We start from the raw sequence: 16,800 nt of genomic DNA on the forward strand, positions 1-16,800 counted from the left end.
GGACTGTTTCATGGACATGCCTGTCAACCGCTTCAAGCAGCGGCTCAATAGCGGTGAAGCGCAAATCGGCCTGTGGCTCGGGCTGGCCGACGCCTACTGTGCGGAGCTGGCGGCCAATGCCGGTTTCGATTGGTTGTTGATCGACGGCGAACACGCACCCAACGACCTGCGCGGCATGCTCGGCCAATTGCAAGCCGTGGCGCCCTACGCCAGCGAGGCGGTGATTCGCCCGGTGATCGGTGATACCGCGTTGATCAAGCAGGTGCTGGATATCGGCGCACAGACCTTGTTGGTGCCGATGGTCGAAAGCGCCGCCCAGGCTCGGGAGCTGGTGCGCGCCATGCGTTATCCGCCCCAGGGCATACGCGGGGTGGGCAGCGCCCTGGCGCGGGCTTCGCGCTGGAACAGCATCGACGGCTACCTGGACCAGGCCGATGCGCAGATGTGCCTGTTGGTGCAGATCGAAAGCCTGCAAGGCCTGGCGAACCTGGATGCGATTGCCGCCGTTGAAGGCGTCGATGGGGTATTTATCGGCCCGGCGGACTTGAGTGCATCCATGGGGCACCGGGGCAATCCGGGGCACCCGGATGTGCAAGCCGCCATCGAAGATGCCATCGCACGGATTCGCCAGGCGGGCAAGGCTGCGGGGATTCTCAGTGCCGATGAGAAACTGGCCCGGCGTTATATCGAGCTGGGGGCCGGGTTTGTCGCGGTCGGGGTGGATACCACCGTGCTGATGCGTGGGTTGCAGGGGTTGGTGGGGAAATTCAAAGACAAGCCGGCGCCTGTGAGCACTGGCGGCGTGTACTAATCAACTTCCAACGGCGCAGGACCCAATGTGGGAGCGGGCTTGCTCGCGAAAGCGGTGTGTCAGTCAATATATTCGGTGACTGAACCACCGCTTTCGCGAGCAAGCCCGCTCCCACATTTTCGATGCGTGGTGTTTCAGCGCTTGATGTTTTTCAGCTCATCGAGCAGCCCCAGCAAGGTCTGTAACTTCTGTGCCCCCAACTGCTCCTGCAAGCGCTGATAGTTGGCCTCCATGCACTGGCTCATGGACGCAAAACTCGCCCGGCCCTTGTCCGCCAGGGTCACCAGGACCCGTCTTTGATCCTGCTCGGCCTTGCGCCGGTGGATCATCCCCGCCGCTTCCATGCGCACCAGCACACCGGTCATGCTCGGCTTGAGAATGCAGGCCAGTTCCGCCAGTTGATAAATCTCCAGTTCGTCGTGCTGATTGAGGATGCGGATCACCCGCCATTGCTGCTCGGTCAGGCCGTGCTCGTTCAGCGATGGGCGGAAAAAACTCATGGCCGCTTCGCGGGCCTGTAACAGGGTGAGGGTCAGGGATTGCCGGGGTTTGAGCATAAAGTCAGGATCACGTGATATTTAGTTAATGTTTTAACGAAACTCTAACATCCCCGCCCCGCGCTCGCGCTATAACTTAGGGGTCGCGCACGTCCATGGCGCGCTGAATCAAAAGCCCCGGCACGCAGGATCAAGACAATGATCGCGCCAGGGGCCCTAATGAAGACACTGCTTTAGAGCCTTCCTTCACTTTTCAGGCTGCGCCATGATCAACATCGAAACCCCTACGTATTACACCGCTACCAAGAAGTACAACCTGAGCTTTCCCACCCTGGAACAGGACATCGAGGCCGACGTCGTGGTGATTGGCGGCGGCTTTTCCGGGATCAATACCGCCCTGGAACTGGCGGAAAAAGGCATCACCAATATCGTCGTGCTAGAAGCGCGCTACCTGGGCTTTGGCGGCACCGGGCGCAATGGCGGGCAGATCATGGCCGGCATCGGCCACGACCTGGAGAAGATCAAGAAAGACGTGGGCGAGGACGGTCTGCGCCAAGTCTTCGAGATCAGCGACCTGGGCGCCGACATCATCAAGGACCGTATCGCCAAGTACAACATCGATGCCGACTTCTGCCACGGCTATGGCTACATGGGTTTCAACGCTCGCCAGGAAAAGACCCTGCGGGCCTGGGAAAAAGACTTCAAGTCGATCAACAGCAAACATGAAATCCGCTTCCTCGGCGGCTCCGACGTCAAGCAGATCATCGGCTCCGACGCCTACAGCAGCGCCCTGCTGCACATGGGTGGCGGGCATGTGCATTCGCTGAACCTGCTGCTGGGCGAAGCCACCGCCCTCGCCGGCCATGGCGTGCGGATCTTCGAGAACAGCCCGGCACTGGAAGTCAGCTACGGCGAGCGCATCACCGTGCGCACCGGGCGCGGCTCGGTCAAGGCCAGCAAGTTGTTGTGGGCCTGTGACAGTTTCCTCAACAAGCTGGAGCCGGAGCTGCATCGCTCGACCATCAACACCTACGCCTTCCAGATGATGACCGAGCCATTGAGCGAAGAGCTGATCCAGCGCATCAGCCCGATTCGCGGGGCCTACAGCGATATCCGTCCGGTGATCGACTACTACCGGGTGACCAACGAGAACCGCCTGTTGTTCGGCGCTGCCACGCCGTTGGTGGAGCACATTCCCGGCGACTTGAAAGCCTGGAACCGCAAGCTGATGCTGAAAATTTTCCCCTACCTCAAGGACGTGAAGATCGACCTGGCCTGGGGTGGCCCGATGGCCTGCAGCCCGAACCTGTTCCCGCAGATCGGCACTCTGCCGGGACGCAGCAATGCGTTCTTCGTCCAGGGTTATTCGGGTTTCGGTGTCACCCCCAGCCACATCATCTGCAAGGTCCTGGCCGAAGGCATGAGCGAAGGCTCGGCGCGCTATGACCTGGTCAGCTCGGTGCATCGCCCGACGATTATCGGCAAGGACGCGATCCGCCCACTGTTGCTGACCGCCGGCAAATCCTGGCACCAACTGTCCGGCTACTGGAATGGTCGCCGCTAACCCCTTTTTTATCCCTCTGGAGCAACTGCAATGACCCTTGTTACCCTCAAAAAAGATATCCAACTGTCTGAACTCGACGCCTGGGGCACCGTTGCCGATCTCGGTTCCGAAATCCTCGAAGGCGAACTCAAGGCCTTCGGCAAAATGACCTTTGGTGCGCCCACCGACAAGGTCAGCAGCGCCTATTTCGGCACCACCCAGGGCAAGTTCCGCATGGTCTACCCGTTTAACGAACAGGCCACGGTGGTCACCGGCGAAGTGCGTCTGACCGACGAGGCCAGCGGCCAAACCACCACCTACAAAGCGGGCGACAGCTGGTTCGTGACCCAGGGCACGCCAGTGCTGTGGGAAGTGCTGAGCGAGAGTTTCGTCAAACACTACTTCGCGGTCGTATAACTACTTTGCTCTATGTGGGAGCGAGCAAGCCCGCTCCCACATTCGGTGTGTGGTGGTTGATGATTGGAGTTCAGGCCATCCGGCTGGAACGAAATGCCTTGGGCGACAGGTCAAACTGCTTCTTGAACGAACGGCTGAAATGCGCCGAATCGGTAAAGCCCCATTTATAGGCAATCGAAGTGATCGACTCGCTACGCAAGAACGGGTTGGTCAAGTCATCCGCACTGCGTTTGAGCCGCGCACGCTGGATGTAACGGCAGACGCTGTCGTCCTGCTCCTCGAACAGCCGGTATAAATGACGCACCGAGATGTTCAAGCGGCTGGCCAGGCCGACAGGGCTCAGGCCAGGCTGGCTCAAGGACTCATCAATGACTTTCTGCACGTAGCTGCGCAGGTTGTTGCCTTGCAACGCGGTGGTGTCGTCGCGCGCGTCGTCATCCTGCTCCAGGGCTGAGCCCAGCAGCGACACAAAAGCACGCTGCAACGCCTCGACCTCATCCTCGGCGCCTTCGCTGCCCTTGCACAATTGGTCCATCAACACATGCAGCATGCGCCCACAGGCTTTGCTGGAGGAAATCTTGCCAAAGGTCTTCGCTTGGCTGCCCATCTGCTTGCACACCTGGGCACGCGGCAACGACAGCGAGATATGTTCGATCAAGCCGAACGGGGTGATTTCAATGGAGCCCACCGAGTCCATCAGCAGCAGTTCGCCAGGGGCCAGTTGCACCCGCTGGCCGTTCTGCACGACCTGTGAATAGCCGCTGCGCTGGCTGACCAAAAAGCAATCCTGGTCGTTATCGTGGTCGGGATTGGTCACTTGGCGCTTGATCAGGCCGGCGTTGGTACGCAGGCTGGCCAAGGGCAACCCGCCGCTTGAAAGCATGGAAAACTCGCCGATAAACAGCGAACGGTTGAAAGCCAGTTCGGTGTCGAAGTGGCCGCACATCGCACGCAAGTCGCGGTTCCAGGTGTCGAGCCCCTGTTGTGCACTCTGTTGGATACCCATGGGTGTCTCCACAATGGCTTATTATTTTTGTCGGGCAATAGTTAACATGTTACCTATATGCGCGCAACAAGTACCTGCCTGCCATTGTGTTAGCACTAATAATGCCAATCAGAGCGTGCGCAATACGCGTTGCAGGCCGGCCAGCACAGCCAGCAGCGCATCCCGCTGCACGCGGCTCAAGGCGATGTAGCGCCGAAAGGCCGGCATGCGGTTGACCACCTCGCTGCCGCCCATATGCTCCAGGCGCACGAGCCACTGACGGCCGTGCAGCTCGATATGCAGGCGCTTGAAATCCAGGAGCATCAATGCCCCATGCAGGGCACTGTCCGGCTGCAAACACGCCTGCAGTTGCCCCAACAATGCGCGTTCGCCGGTACGTTGCCGACAGCAGATCCCCGTGCGCCGGATGGCCCCGCCATGGTGCAATTCAAAGTGTGCCGCGCCCTCTGTCGAGGCAGGCAGGCGCAGGCTGAATTCGGTCATGACCAGGTGCATCAACAGCTGCGACTCGGTGCGCTCGCAAATTTCCAGGTGCAGGCTGTCATCGTCCAGGATGGCCCGCGCCAGGGTCGGCGAGACCCACTCGAACCGTGCCAGCCCCAGGTTGCGCCGCAGTTGCCCAAGGGTGCGCCCCGGCTGATAGCCCGCCGGCGCCCGTTGTGCGCTGAACAGTTCAGACAGTTTTTGCCGCAGCGCTGACATAGCCGTGGTGAGTGTGACCCGGTTCATTGGCAAACTCCTTGGCCAGCACGTCTTCCACCGACGCCGGCATGAATGGATTGACCTTCTGCACCACCAGGGTCCAGAACAGCGCATACACCGCAGTACCGCCCAGCATCACGCCGAACGGGATGTAGATATCCGCCGGATTCATCCCCGGTGGTGTGATAAACCACATGCCCAGCAGAATGCCGGCGCTGGACAGGATCTGCGGCAACGGGAACAGCGGCGAGCGGTACGCACGCGGCAAGTCGGGACGACGAATGCGCAGGATCACCACCGACACCGTCACCAGCAGGTAGGCAAAACTCCAGGCACACACCGCCGCCAGCACCAGGTGCATGATGTTATCGGTGTTACCGCCCAGGTACAGCGCGTGCAGGCAGGGGATCAGCATCGCTACCAGGATGCACAGTACCGGGGTCTTGAAGCGTGGATGCAGGTAGGTGAACACCTTCGGCAACGCGCCATCCACCGCCATGCCGTAGAGAATCCGTGGCACACCCGCCATCAAGGTATTGATGGTGGCGGCGCCCGCAAACAGAAAGCCGACCCCCAGCCACAGCGGCCCGATCTGCCCCATCACCTGTTCGGCGAAGCGTGGAATCGCCATGGGTGTATCCAGCAAATGCACGCCGCTGGCCGCGTCCAGCACCACGTTTTCTACCTGGCGTTTCATCGCCGCGCCGTAGATGAACATGCACGTCGCCACGCCCATCAGGCCAAGCATCATTGCCCGCGGCATGACCTTGGCCGACTGGCGCAAGTCCGGCGCCAGCGGGGTGACGAACTCGCAGCCGACAAACATGAACATCGCCATGCCCACCAGGGACAACACCGTCACCAGGTCGCTGCCCACCAGGGATTCGCCAAACCAGCCGTCCAGTTGCACCGCCGGCGCAGCGATCAAGCCCAGCACGCCAAACACCATCAAGGTGGTCCACATACCGAAGGTCAGGATGATTTCGGCGCGGCCAAAGGCACTGACACCGAACACATTGAGCACACCAAACACCAGCACAAAGCCGACCCCAAGCAACCAGGAGCCGCCGGCGGATTCGGCCAGGGTATTGAGGTGCTCGAAGTTCACCAGGGCCATGACGCCGGCAAGGATGGTCTCGGCGGTGCCGGCAAACACATGCACGATCAGGTAGGCCGACAAGGTGCCGGTGATCGCAAAGAAACGACCCATGCCGCAGTTGATGTAGTCGTACACCGAGCCGGTGGTGGGCAGGATCGATGCGGCCTCGGCGAAGGTGGTGGCCTGGGCCAGCATCATCACCACGGCGATCAGCATGGCCAGCGCAAACGCGCTGCCGCCGATGCCAAAGCCCATGGTCGCGGTGAGAATCACCGGGCTTGCCATGATCAGGCCAATGGTGCTGGCCAACGCGGTGGGAAAACCCACCGTGCCCCGGTTCAGGTGCGCGGTAAGTCTGTCATTGATCGACATGGTGCAGATCCTCGAAGGGGATTTTTAGAAGTGCTTGCACTGTGCGCCCCGCCCAACCTGATCGTCTTGCCCCTGGCTGCCGCTGGTTTTGTTGCTCCCTGCCAGGGCTCGCGGCCTGGCGGCCAGGATCAATTGCCTGGCACGCAGGTGAAAGACTTACGCTGCCGACGCTCGCCCTAATGCCCCCTCAACTTCATCTTGCTGGGGACTATAACAATGGAGCACACACGCAAAACCCACCACCTACACCCGGTCGTCGGCCTGGGTCTGGCGCTGTTGATCGGCCAACCTGCGGCCCAGGCAATCGAACTGTATGCCGACGACGACACCACCGTCACCGGCAACTTTCTCGCGGTGTACGGGATGTTCAACAGCCGCAAGAACTACGAGGGCAGCCCGGGCGGTTCGACCTGGCGTGAAGGCTTTATCAAATATGGCGTGAGCATCGACCAGCGCCTGGGCGACCTGGGCAGTGTGTACGGCACCACCAATCTGGTGAGTTCGGGTACCTGGGGCGATGGCGATGCTTCCCGCGTGACCGACGGCAGCGAGCGCACCACCAAGTTCGAGGAAGCCTTTGCCGGCTGGCGCTCGGGCAATCTGTTGCCCGCGTTGGGCAAGGATGGCCTGGACCTGTCGTACGGGCGCCAGATCATCACCGTGGGCGATGGTTTTATCATCAATGACGACGGCCCGAACCTGGGCAATGGCGTGGCCGATGGTGAGTTCGATCGCGGTGGCGCCTATTACATCGCGGCGCGGCATGCCTTCGACAAGGCAGCGGTGGTGCGCCTGGGCGGCAAGGACGGCCTGCATGGCAGCCTGATGTGGATCGAGTCCGACAACCGCGCCCAGGCCCTGACCGAAATGGCCATCGGCACCCTGGAATACAGCGCCGCACCGGGCACCCTGGGCCTGACGTACCTGCATGGCATTGATGTCGACGAACGCTATGCCAGTGACGTGCAAAAGCAACGCAAGGGCATGAACCTCTACAGCCTGCGCGGCAGCGGGAATGCCGGGATCGACAATGCGCACTTCTCGTTCGAATACGCCTGGCAGGACAAGGATCCAGGGCCGGAAAAAGCCTGGTACGCCGAAGCCGGCTATACCTTTGCCGACCTGCCCTGGTCGCCGGACCTGACCTACCGTTATGCGCGCTATTCGAAGAACTGGGATGCACTGTTTGCCGGTTTCAACCGGGGCTTTGGCACCTGGGTCCAGGGCGAAGTGGCGGGCAACTACTCCGGCCCCTACAACACCAACACTTCGGTGCAGCATGTGGCACTCAAGGTCAAACCGCTGGACAACCTGACCCTCGGCGCGCTGTTCTTCGACTACACGACCGTGAGCAAACGCAACATGCTCGACCTCGATGGCCGTGAGCTGGACCTGTATGCCGAATGGGCGGTGAATGACCACCTGATCATCACGCCGTTGATTGGCCTGTACCAACCGGACAAGGACCAGGACACCGGCGGCAACCAGGTCGGCGGCAATGGCACCAATGTGTACAGCCAGTTGGTGGTCGCTGTGCCGTTCTGAGCTATGGATACTTACCGCCATCCCAATGTGGGAGCGGGCTTGCTCGCTCCCACAGGGGCGCTCTGCGCCCTCATGGCAGCCACAGACATACGCCCCGGCAGGCACAGTCAAGCCGTGACCTTGCGCGTTGGTTAGCCTCAGGCTTTCCTTTTTGATCAGGAACACCCCATGAGCGATATCGCGCTGCTGCCCCAGGTCGAAGCCTTCTTGCGTCGAGACCATGGCCTGTTCATCGACGGCCACTACGTCCCCAGCCAGTCCAGCCAGACCCTGGAGGTAATCAACCCCGCCACCGGCAAGGTCATCGCGACGGTGATCGATGCGCAAGCGGCTGATATTGAGCTGGCCGTGGCGTCTGCCCGGCACGGCTTCAAACAGTGGTCACAAACCGCCCCGGCGGTACGTGGCAATGTGCTGCTGAAACTGGCTGACCTGCTGGAGCAAAACCGCGAGGAACTGGCGCAGATCGAGACCTGCCAGTCGGGCAAGATCATCCAGATTTCCCGCGCCTTTGAAGTGGACCAGGCCGCGCATTTCCTGCGCTATTACGCAGGCTGGGCAACCAAGATCAGCGGCCAGACCCTCACCCCGTCGCTGCCCTCGTTTGCCGGCGAACGCTACACCGCCTTCACCCTGCGCGAACCGGTCGGCGTGGTGGTCGGCATCGTGCCGTGGAATTTCTCCACCATGATTGCCATCTGGAAACTCGCCTCGGCCCTGGTGACCGGTTGCAGCATCATCATCAAACCCAGCGAATTCACGCCGCTGACCCTGCTGCGCATTGCCGAACTGGCGGTGCAAGCCGGCCTGCCCGCCGGTGTGCTGAACGTGCTGACCGGCGGTGGCCAGGTGGGCAAGGGGCTGATCGAACACCCCGGCACCGACAAGGTGTCGTTCACCGGTTCGGTGCCCACCGGCATTGCGGTCGGCCGCGCGGCCATGGGCGCCGGCCTGACGCGGGCGACTCTGGAGCTGGGTGGCAAAAACGCGGCGGCGTTCCTACGCGATGTGCCGCTGGAAACCGCCGTCAACGGCATTATCGAGGCCGGGTTCCTGCACTCGGGGCAGATCTGTGCGGCGGCCGAGCGTTTCTTTGTCCACCGCTCGCAAATCAACCCAGTCATGGAGGCCCTGGCCCAGCGTTTGAGCGCACTGAATATCGGCTCGCCGCTGGATGAGCGCACCGAATTCGGCCCGGTCACCCATCGCCAACACCAAGCGAAGCTGGAAGGTTTTTTTGCCACCGCCCGCGCCGAAAACAACACGATTATCTACGGTGGCCAACCGATGGATCGACCCGGTTGCTACGTCGAGCCCACGGTGATCCTCGCCAACAGCATCAACGATACGCTGCTCACCGAAGAAACCTTCGGCCCCATCGCCACGTTCCTGCCCTACGACGACGAGGACGAGTTGCTGGCACTGATGAACCACACTGCCGGCGGCCTCAGCGCCAGCCTGTGGACCAACGACTTGGGCAAGGCCCTGCGTATGGTCCCGGCCATCAACGCCGGCACGGTGTGGGTCAACATGCACACCCTGCTCGACCCGGCCGTACCATTCGGTGGCAACAAATCCTCGGGAATTGGCCGCGAGTTTGGCAATGCGTTTATCGAGGACTACACCGAACTCAAGTCGGTCATGATGCGTTATTGATTACCCTGGGATCAGCGCCTCCGCCTCGATCTCGATCAACCACTCGGGCAGCGACAAACCGCTGACGATGATCCATGACGACGGCGGCGGGTTGCGCGGAAAACGCTCGCGCAAAGCGGCGGCGATGGGTTCCTGCTGATCGCGGGCGGACTCGACGATGTACAGGCGCAGCATAATCACATGGGACAGATCGCCCTCGACCGCCGCCAGGACCTTTTCGATATTGTCCAGGGCCGTGGCGGTCTGCTCGGCGATGCCTGGGCCGACGGTGCGTTCGTCAGCGTCCACGCCGACCTGACCAGACAAGAGAATACGCCGCCCCTCACGCACTTCCATGGCCTGGCTGAAACCGTATTGCAGGGAGTTGAAGACTGTCGGGGGATTGATGGTTCTTCGTTGCATGACGACTCCTTGTTGTCTGTAGGAAACAAGGCTACCTCAACGGTTTTTCCGGCTCTTGGAGAAGTTGCATATTTCAACATCTGGAAACAGAACGCCTTGCAATCAACCTCTCCCCTGCCTATATTCGCGCCAGGCGCCCTCTACGCCACCTTCCGCGGAAAGGGCTGCGCCCAGGACATGACTGCATACCCCATCACTACGACTCCCAACCTTAAAGCGGACAAGGTTTGTGCAAGGAGATCGTATGTCGCAACGCCCCGCCTCACCGGCCACTGACGGTCGTATCAACCTTGAGCAGCAGCGCAAGCGTGCCAAGGAGCTTTTGCAGCGTATGAAACAAGGCACGGCGCCCGCTGAACTGGCGCAGGTTGCCAACCTGCCACCGACCCTTTCCGATGCTCAATGGCTAGTTGCCCGGCAGTTGGGTTTCAGCAGTTGGCCCAAGCTCAAGGCCCATGTGGACGCCGTGGATTTTGCCGCCAACCACCCAGGTTTCGAGGCCAGCGATGAAGCGCGCACCACCCATTGGCGCTGCGGCAATGATATTGCCCACAGCCTTGGTGTGGCGGGGTTCAAGGGACGGTTTCGGATGCTCACGGATCCGCTGTGCATGGGCCCGGTCCAGGCCTTGCCGGGCGAGGCCTACCGGGCAACACGGGCGCGGTTCATCAGCCAGGCGTTTGCCCTGGACCTGGCAGATGCCGCACGCCGCCTGGACGACGAATACCAGCATCTTGAGGAACTGGGCAGTGCCGATCACAGCGTGCTGTGGTGCGAGGCCGATGCCTATGACCAGTTGTTTTTGATCCGTGCGCTGGCCGGGCTTGAGCGCGTGCCCACCAGGCTGGAACTGATCGAAGTCGACCGCATCCCCGGCGTGCAACGCTTTATCGGCATCGGCCAATTGGCGCCACCGGTATTGGCTTGGCTGTGGCCACAACGGCGACCTGTCGATGAAGCCATGCGCCAACTGGCCCGGCAAGCATGGGCCGCCTATTGCAACAGTTCGCCAGTGAATCTGGCGCAACTGGCCCACGCCACTCATCCCTGCCTGCCCTTGCTGGCCCCGGCATTGCGCCGGCAGTTACAGGAGCTACCAGGCGCTCGCGATGGCCTGTCGCTGACCGAGCGCCTGGCCCTGCAGTATCTCGCCGAGGTCGGCCCCACGGCGTTTGCCCGGGTGTTCGCCGAGTTGATGGCCAAGCGTGAGCCCCTGCCCTTTCTCGGCGACATGATGTTTCATGCCCTGCTGCGTCCCTTGATCGACGGAGCCGATCCATTGCTGACGGAGTCCGAGGCTGATCTGCCATGGCCCGGCCGCACATTGACCCTGACACCGCTGGGCGCCAGGGTGTTGCAAGGCCGCGCGTACTGGCCAGACCATGCAAGCCACACACGTTGGGTCGGTGGCGTGCAGATCATGCCCGGCCTGCCTCACTGGACGCTGGATGACGAGGGCGAACCACTCTGGCGGGCATGACTGCCTTGGCTGAGCATCTGCAATGTGTAGCGCAACGATGCCGGCAACATCGGGCCGTGGCCCAATCCGGCAAAGGTCTGCTGGCGTACCTGCAAGCCATGGACCTGTTGCAGGCTGCCCACTAGCGTCTTGAACGCCGTGTCGCTGGCCTCTTTGGACGGCGACACACTGGCCGGGCTGGCCGGTTCCAGGTCGCCACGCATCAGCAGCAAGCGCGGCCGGCTGCCGTTCAAGCGTTGTACCAGAGCTTGAGACTCGGCGCTCACAACGCCTTGATTCCACCACAACGAAGGACTCGCGGCGGCGTAGTCATCGAAGGCTTGCGGGCGCGTCAGCAAGGCATGCAGCACCAGCAGGCCGCCATAGGAGTGGCCCCATAGCAATTGCCGCTGCGGGGTGATACCCAGACGCTGATTGACCTGCGGGCGGATATTTCCGCTCAGCAAATCCAAAAATACATCCGCACCGCCACTGGGCACCGCAGTCAACGGATCCCGTTGCTCCACGGCACTGCCGACCCTTGGCGTGTAGTCGAAGGTGCGTGCATTGCGCTCGATGCGCAGCGGCGTGGCATAACCCACGGCGACCAACACCGGCGGTGACGCACTCTGCGCCAATTGATTCAAACCCTGGCTGTCCAGCGCGGCCATCGCGGCGTTGCCATCGAGCAGGTACGCCACCGGGCTGGCGTCACTCACCGCAGGCGGCTGCCCCAGCCAGATCCGGTAATGGCGAGCGCCATCCGCCGACTCCAGCTCCAGGGTGCTGAACCTGTAGGCACTGGCCTCACGCAACACCGGCGCATCCATCAACTGATCAGGTGCAGGTTTGGCGACGGCAGCCTGGGCCATCAGCAACAGCGCCAGGCTGATCAGGCGCCCCATCAGAAGGACGCCGTGAGGCTGGTGTACAAGGTACGACCGGACTGGTTATAGGTCGCGGCGCCTGCCCCTTCGATATTCGCTACACCCTGGGCATTGCCTTCGCGCCACAGGCGTTTGTCGAACAGGTTGTCGACGCCGGCCGTCAGGCTCAGGTTCTGGGTGAAGGCGTACGTACCGCTGACCCCGGCAATAGCATACGGCGATAGCTGGTTGTTGCCCGACCCCGTCACGCGCTCGCCGTGGTAGTCGTATTTTTTCGGGGTTTGCTTGCCGTACCAGGCCACGCTCATTTGTAGGGACAGGTCATCGCTGGCCTGCCAGTCGAGCATCGAGTTCAAGGTGTACTTGGGCGCGACGGACAGCACATCGCCGGTCTGCTTGTTTTTCGATTGCAGCATGTAGGTGAAGTTGTTGGTCCAGTTCAACTGCTCGGTCAACGGCAGGGCCAGGGTGCCTTCCAGCCCTTCGACCAGGGCCTTGGGCACGTTTTCCCACTGGAAGATACTCGCGTTGGCCGTGGTGCCGGTGCCGCCGCTGGCGCTGCCGACCGGAGTCAGGCCCGACTCGATCTTGTTTTTGTAATCGTTACGGAAGTACGTCAGGCCCGCCACAACCCCGTCATTGCGGTACTCGATCCCCAATTCCTTGTTGACGCTGGTTTCGGCATCCAGGTCGGCATTGCCTTGCAGGTAGCAACTGGTGGTCTGCCCGTAGCAACCCTGGCCATTGCTGTACAGCAAGTAGTTGGGGTTGAGCTGGTAGAGGTTGGGCGCCTTGTAGGAACGGGCGATCCCGGCTTTCAGGGTCAGGGTGTCGGTGAGCACTTGGGACAGGTTCAGCGACGGGCTCCAGTTGTCACCCACCACGTCGTGGTGGTCCATGCGCAGGCCCGGGGTCAGGCGTGTGCCAGGGCGCAGTTCGATATTGTCCTCGACGAACACCGAGAAGATCCGCGCCGAGGACGAGCTGCTGCGGTTGCTCCCGGCCAGCCCAGGCACGCTGCCCCCGGCGGTGGTGGTTTGCACGTTGGAGCTGGGGTCATCCAGTTGCTGCTCGACCCATTCGGTGCCCACGGTCAGCACCTGGTCCACCCCGGCATGCAAGGGCAGGCTGACTTCACCGTGGGCGGTCAGGTCACGCAATACGCTGGTATTGAAGTCGCGGCTGGAGAAGATCCCTTCGGTGCCACCCGCCAGGCCCTCGCTGATCCGGCTGTTGCGGGTCTTCTCGTATTGCAGGTAGGCCAGGCTGGTGCCCAGGTCCCAGTCGCCGCGATGGGTCACGGCGTAGGTCTCGCGGTACATCACATTGGTCTCGTGGCCGAGCAGTTTTTTCACGTTGGCGTTGCTGTTGGTGTTCTGGGTGTCACCGGTGTAGATGTTGCCCTGGCGGCTGAAACCGGCTTCCAGGTCCAAGGTCTGCTCAGGCGTCATCTTCCAGCTCAACAGGCCGTTGACGTCCTTGTTGCGCACCCCTTCGCGCCCCGCCGGCAAGGTGCCGACCTGGTTACCGGTACGTTTGGACTCATGACCGCTGTTGATATCGGCGTCGTCGGCATTGGTTTTCGCCACGTTGCCGTACACCCGGTAGCTGAGGGTGTCGGTGAGCGGGCCGTTCAGGCCGAAGTTCATGCGCTGGGTCTCGCCTTCGGCGCTGTGCTGGGCGAAGTTGTGGTAGATCGTCGCCGAACCGTGGGTCTCGGTACCGGGTTGTTTGGTGATGATGTTCACCACGCCACCGGCGGCGCCGTTGCCATAGCGGGCGGCAGCCGGGCCACGGATGACCTCGATCCGCTCGACCTGGTCGGCGGGCACCCAGTTGCTGTCGCCACGGCTGTCACGCTCGCCGCGCCAGCCATAGCGCACGGAGTTACGGCTGCCCACCGGCTTGCCATCAACCAGGATCAGGGTGTTTTCCGGGCCCATGCCACGGATATCGATCTGTCGGTTGTTGCCGCGCTGACCGCTGCTGGAATTGCCCGTGAGGTTGACGCCGGGCATGGTGCGGATGATGTCCGACAGATCGTTGGCCGGCGGGCGCTTCTTGATGTCTTCGGCGGTGATGATCGACACGCCGGGCGCCTGCTTTATCTCTTCCTGCGCCGTGCCCAGGACGGTCTGGGTTTGCAGCTCAAGACGCGCGGGGGCCTCGGGCTCGGCGGCAAAGCTGCTAGCGGGCAGCAGGCTGCAAATACTCAGGGCAAGCAGGGACAGGGGCGGCAGGCGGTGCATGCGGGGGTCTCCGAAACGTCAAGCCCACCGATAGCGGTAGGCCAGCAAAGATCGCAGATGATAATCAGATGCAATTGCGAGTAAAGAACATTAACTTTCTAAACATTTGCCCCAGCCACCCGCAGGTGCATGCGCAGACCTTGCCCGCCCTGGCTGGCCCATAACTGGCCGCCCTGCAATTGGATGGCGCGTCGGGCAATGCTCAAGCCCAGGCCAAACCCGTTACCGGGCGTACCGTCCAGGCGCAGGTAGGGTTCAAAGATCCGCTCCAGGTCGGCCTCGGCAACGCCGGCGCCCTGATCCTCGATGGTCAGCAACCACGTCTCGCCTTCACGTGCCCCGCTCAAGCGAATGACACCGCCTGGGGGGGAATGGCGGATTGCATTGCGCAGGATGTTCTCCAGGGCCTGGGCGAAACTGTTGAGGTGAACCCTGACTTCGCACTCCTCACCGACCTCGCACACCAACGCCTGCAATGGCCAGTCCGTCTCGAAATGCGCGTCCTGCACCAGCGCCTCCCACACCGAGGCCACTCGTACATCTTCGGCCTGCAATTGCGGCCGTTCAGTATCCAGCCAGGCCAGGTTGAGGGAATCATCCACCAGGCGCCGCATCTCCTCGACCTCACGCGCCAGCCGCTGTTCCAACTGCTGGCGCGCCAGGCCGCTTTCGCTGGCGATTTTCAAGCGGGCCAAGGGCGTGCGGATTTCATGGGACAAGGTGCGCAACAATTGGCGTTGCTGTTGCAGGCTTTGCCGCAGGCGCTCGGCCATGTGTTCGTAGGCACGCGCCAACTCGCCCAACTCGTCGCCGCGACGGGTTACAGCACTGCTGGCCAGCGGCGCCAGGTCACCGCCACTCAGGGCGTTCGCACGCTCGCGCAATTCGTTCAAAGGCACCACCAGGTGGCGATACAGCAACAGGCCCAGGCCCAAGGCCAAAACCACCGGCACCACACCGTGGGTAAACAGATGCGTCCACGGCGTCAGCCCCGGTGGCAGCAAGCGCTCGGGCAACTGCATGACCAAGCGGCCACGCTCCGGGTGTTGAGGGAAGGCAATGCTGACATAGGGCAGCTCATCCTCCAGGCGTTTGCTCATGGGCCAACTGGGCTTGCGCATAAAGGTCAGGTGGCTGACCTCAGCCGCCGTCAGCGGTTGTGTGCCAAGGCTTTGCAGGAACGGATCGAGCACGCCGACCCAGGTCTGCTCGCGTTGCTGCAGGGTCTGGCGCCATTGCTCCACGGCCTTGGCGTCACCGGTTGCGGCCACCTCTTCGGCCTGCGCGGCATAGGCGGTCAGGGCCGCGCGGTCAGGCTCTGCAAGAAAATAAGTACTGCGCTCGACCTGCAAGCCCCAGCCCCAGACCAACCAGACCAGCAGCAAGCAGAAACACACTTGCAACAGCGCCATTTTCCATAGCAGTGGATGCCGACGCTGCATCAGCCCAAGCCTTCACACAGCAGCACATACCCCTGATGGCGCACCGCCTCGATGCGCACGCCCTGCAAATCAATTGCCGCCAGCTTGCGGCGCACATTGCACACATGCACATCCAGGCCACGATCCAGCCGCGTATAGGCACGATGCAACACATGCTGGTACAGGAACGCCTTGGACAAGGGTTCGCCGACGTGCTCATGCAGGGTGGACAGCAAGCGGAACTCCGAAGCGGTCAGGCCTGCCGGGCAGCCGTTGAATAGAACATCACGGGCATTTACATCCAGGTCCAGCCATAGCGGCCTAGAGACAGGTGTACCGCGATCAAGCGCCACACGCCGCAGCAACGCGTCGATACGCACATCCAACTCGGCGAGGCTGAAGGGCTTGGGCAAATAGTCATCCGCGCCCTGGCTGAAACCGATGATGCGGTCCTGCTCGGCGCCCAGTGCCGACATCAGAATCACTGGTGTGCCCCGCTCGTTGCGCAAGCGCGCCAGCACATTCAGGCCGTTTTCGTTGGGCAGCATGATATCCAGCAGGATCAGCTCGACCGCTGGGTCCAGCGCCATGCTCAAGCCTTCATCACCGCGATGCGCGCTGCTCAAGGCGAAACCGCGTCGGCTCAAATGGGTACAAAGATGGGCGCACAGCTCGACGTCATCCTCGATGACCAGGATGCGCGCGGAAGAAGATGACATAGGCAGTGGATGATA

The 16,800-nt window shown here is 61.9% G+C and carries 15 protein-coding genes; 6 read left to right on the top strand and 9 right to left on the bottom strand.

The features are described from left to right. Window positions 1–10: 10 nt before the first annotated feature. A complete protein-coding gene (gene hpaI / locus H097_RS27115) occupies window positions 11–811 on the top strand; it encodes a 4-hydroxy-2-oxoheptanedioate aldolase (RefSeq protein WP_032863735.1) in 801 nt (266 codons plus the stop codon). A gap of 134 nt (window positions 812–945) precedes the next feature. Here hpaI and hpaR read toward each other — a convergent pair whose 3' ends face one another. Continuing rightward, window positions 946–1,368, bottom strand: a complete 423-nt coding sequence (gene hpaR, locus H097_RS27120) for a homoprotocatechuate degradation operon regulator HpaR (RefSeq protein WP_029294338.1) — start codon at window positions 1,366–1,368, stop codon at window positions 946–948. Window positions 1,369–1,573: 205 nt separating this feature from the next. Here hpaR and H097_RS27125 point away from each other — a divergent pair, with 205 nt between their 5' ends. Both H097_RS27125 and H097_RS27130 read left to right on the top strand, forming a co-directional pair. Further along, a complete protein-coding gene (locus H097_RS27125; RefSeq protein ID WP_032863737.1) occupies window positions 1,574–2,872 on the top strand; it encodes an FAD-binding oxidoreductase in 1,299 nt (432 codons plus the stop codon). A 30-nt stretch (window positions 2,873–2,902) separates the two neighbouring features. Continuing rightward, the gene (locus tag H097_RS27130; RefSeq protein WP_032863739.1) at window positions 2,903–3,268 is read left to right on the top strand and encodes a cupin domain-containing protein; all 366 of its coding nucleotides are present in this window, start codon (window positions 2,903–2,905) and stop codon (window positions 3,266–3,268) included. A 70-nt stretch (window positions 3,269–3,338) separates the two neighbouring features. On the opposite strand, the gene feaR is transcribed toward H097_RS27130, so the two are convergent. The 3 genes from feaR to H097_RS27145 all read right to left on the bottom strand — a co-directional run bounded on the left by feaR (window position 3,339) and on the right by H097_RS27145 (window position 6,447). Further along, complete coding sequence (gene feaR / locus H097_RS27135; RefSeq protein WP_032863742.1) at window positions 3,339–4,274, bottom strand: transcriptional regulator FeaR; 936 nt, start codon at window positions 4,272–4,274, stop codon at window positions 3,339–3,341. Between the two features lie 108 nt (window positions 4,275–4,382). After that, the gene (locus H097_RS27140; protein ID WP_050593462.1) at window positions 4,383–5,003 is read right to left on the bottom strand and encodes a DUF3156 family protein; all 621 of its coding nucleotides are present in this window, start codon (window positions 5,001–5,003) and stop codon (window positions 4,383–4,385) included. Next, entirely contained in the window at window positions 4,948–6,447 is a 1,500-nt protein-coding gene (locus tag H097_RS27145; RefSeq protein ID WP_032863743.1) for an APC family permease, read from the bottom strand. Before H097_RS27145 ends, H097_RS27140 begins: the two co-directional genes overlap by 56 nt. Window positions 6,448–6,663: 216 nt before the next feature. On the opposite strand from H097_RS27145, the gene H097_RS27150 reads away from it, so the two are divergent. Both H097_RS27150 and H097_RS27155 read left to right on the top strand, forming a co-directional pair. Further along, the gene (locus tag H097_RS27150) at window positions 6,664–7,992 is read left to right on the top strand and encodes a hypothetical protein (RefSeq protein ID WP_032863745.1); all 1,329 of its coding nucleotides are present in this window, start codon (window positions 6,664–6,666) and stop codon (window positions 7,990–7,992) included. A 168-nt stretch (window positions 7,993–8,160) separates the two neighbouring features. Beyond that, on the top strand, window positions 8,161–9,648 hold the full coding sequence (locus tag H097_RS27155) for an aldehyde dehydrogenase family protein (protein WP_032863747.1): 1,488 nt from the start codon (window positions 8,161–8,163) through the stop codon (window positions 9,646–9,648). Here the strand turns inward: H097_RS27155 and H097_RS27160 are convergent, their stop codons facing one another. Then, window positions 9,649–10,050, bottom strand: coding sequence for a Rid family hydrolase (locus H097_RS27160; RefSeq protein ID WP_032863749.1), 402 nt, complete (start codon window positions 10,048–10,050; stop codon window positions 9,649–9,651). A gap of 244 nt (window positions 10,051–10,294) precedes the next feature. Between H097_RS27160 and H097_RS27165 the strand changes: the two genes are divergently transcribed. Then, window positions 10,295–11,530 (top strand): DUF1835 domain-containing protein, encoded by a 1,236-nt coding sequence (locus tag H097_RS27165; protein WP_032863750.1) that lies wholly within the window; start codon window positions 10,295–10,297, stop codon window positions 11,528–11,530. Here H097_RS27165 and H097_RS27170 read toward each other — a convergent pair. The 4 genes from H097_RS27170 to H097_RS27185 all read right to left on the bottom strand — a co-directional run bounded on the left by H097_RS27170 (window position 11,485) and on the right by H097_RS27185 (window position 16,785). Next, window positions 11,485–12,414 carry an alpha/beta hydrolase-fold protein gene (locus tag H097_RS27170; RefSeq protein ID WP_050593463.1) on the bottom strand — a complete coding sequence of 310 codons (930 nt, stop codon included), beginning with the start codon at window positions 12,412–12,414 and terminating at the stop codon, window positions 11,485–11,487. The genes H097_RS27165 and H097_RS27170 overlap by 46 nt on opposite strands. Next, complete coding sequence (locus H097_RS27175; protein ID WP_032863752.1) at window positions 12,414–14,645, bottom strand: TonB-dependent siderophore receptor; 2,232 nt, start codon at window positions 14,643–14,645, stop codon at window positions 12,414–12,416. Before H097_RS27175 ends, H097_RS27170 begins: the two co-directional genes overlap by 1 nt. Before the next feature lie 98 nt (window positions 14,646–14,743). Continuing rightward, a complete protein-coding gene (locus tag H097_RS27180) occupies window positions 14,744–16,087 on the bottom strand; it encodes a sensor histidine kinase (protein WP_032863753.1) in 1,344 nt (447 codons plus the stop codon). Next, a complete protein-coding gene (locus H097_RS27185; RefSeq protein WP_032863754.1) occupies window positions 16,087–16,785 on the bottom strand; it encodes a response regulator transcription factor in 699 nt (232 codons plus the stop codon). The genes H097_RS27180 and H097_RS27185 overlap by 1 nt, the downstream gene beginning before the upstream one ends. Between the last annotated feature and the right edge of the window lie 15 nt (window positions 16,786–16,800).

Origin of the sequence: Pseudomonas sp. FH4 (genome assembly GCF_000510915.2) — a bacterium.
Classification (GTDB): Bacteria; Pseudomonadota; Gammaproteobacteria; order Pseudomonadales; family Pseudomonadaceae; genus Aquipseudomonas; species Aquipseudomonas brenneri.

Excerpts from the sequence above, each read along its gene's own strand:
- hpaI (WP_032863735.1), top strand. The coding sequence starts at position 11 with ATGGACATGCCTGTCAACCGCTTCAAGCAGCGGCTCAATAGCGGTGAA.
- hpaR (WP_029294338.1), bottom strand. The coding sequence starts at position 1,368 with ATGCTCAAACCCCGGCAATCCCTGACCCTCACCCTGTTACAGGCCCGC.
- H097_RS27125 (WP_032863737.1), top strand. The coding sequence starts at position 1,574 with ATGATCAACATCGAAACCCCTACGTATTACACCGCTACCAAGAAGTAC.
- H097_RS27130 (WP_032863739.1), top strand. The coding sequence starts at position 2,903 with ATGACCCTTGTTACCCTCAAAAAAGATATCCAACTGTCTGAACTCGAC.
- feaR (WP_032863742.1), bottom strand. The coding sequence starts at position 4,274 with ATGGGTATCCAACAGAGTGCACAACAGGGGCTCGACACCTGGAACCGC.
- H097_RS27140 (WP_050593462.1), bottom strand. The coding sequence starts at position 5,003 with ATGAACCGGGTCACACTCACCACGGCTATGTCAGCGCTGCGGCAAAAA.
- H097_RS27145 (WP_032863743.1), bottom strand. The coding sequence starts at position 6,447 with ATGTCGATCAATGACAGACTTACCGCGCACCTGAACCGGGGCACGGTG.
- H097_RS27150 (WP_032863745.1), top strand. The coding sequence starts at position 6,664 with ATGGAGCACACACGCAAAACCCACCACCTACACCCGGTCGTCGGCCTG.
- H097_RS27155 (WP_032863747.1), top strand. The coding sequence starts at position 8,161 with ATGAGCGATATCGCGCTGCTGCCCCAGGTCGAAGCCTTCTTGCGTCGA.
- H097_RS27160 (WP_032863749.1), bottom strand. The coding sequence starts at position 10,050 with ATGCAACGAAGAACCATCAATCCCCCGACAGTCTTCAACTCCCTGCAA.
- H097_RS27165 (WP_032863750.1), top strand. The coding sequence starts at position 10,295 with ATGTCGCAACGCCCCGCCTCACCGGCCACTGACGGTCGTATCAACCTT.
- H097_RS27170 (WP_050593463.1), bottom strand. The coding sequence starts at position 12,414 with ATGGGGCGCCTGATCAGCCTGGCGCTGTTGCTGATGGCCCAGGCTGCC.
- H097_RS27175 (WP_032863752.1), bottom strand. The coding sequence starts at position 14,645 with ATGCACCGCCTGCCGCCCCTGTCCCTGCTTGCCCTGAGTATTTGCAGC.
- H097_RS27180 (WP_032863753.1), bottom strand. The coding sequence starts at position 16,087 with ATGCAGCGTCGGCATCCACTGCTATGGAAAATGGCGCTGTTGCAAGTG.
- H097_RS27185 (WP_032863754.1), bottom strand. The coding sequence starts at position 16,785 with ATGTCATCTTCTTCCGCGCGCATCCTGGTCATCGAGGATGACGTCGAG.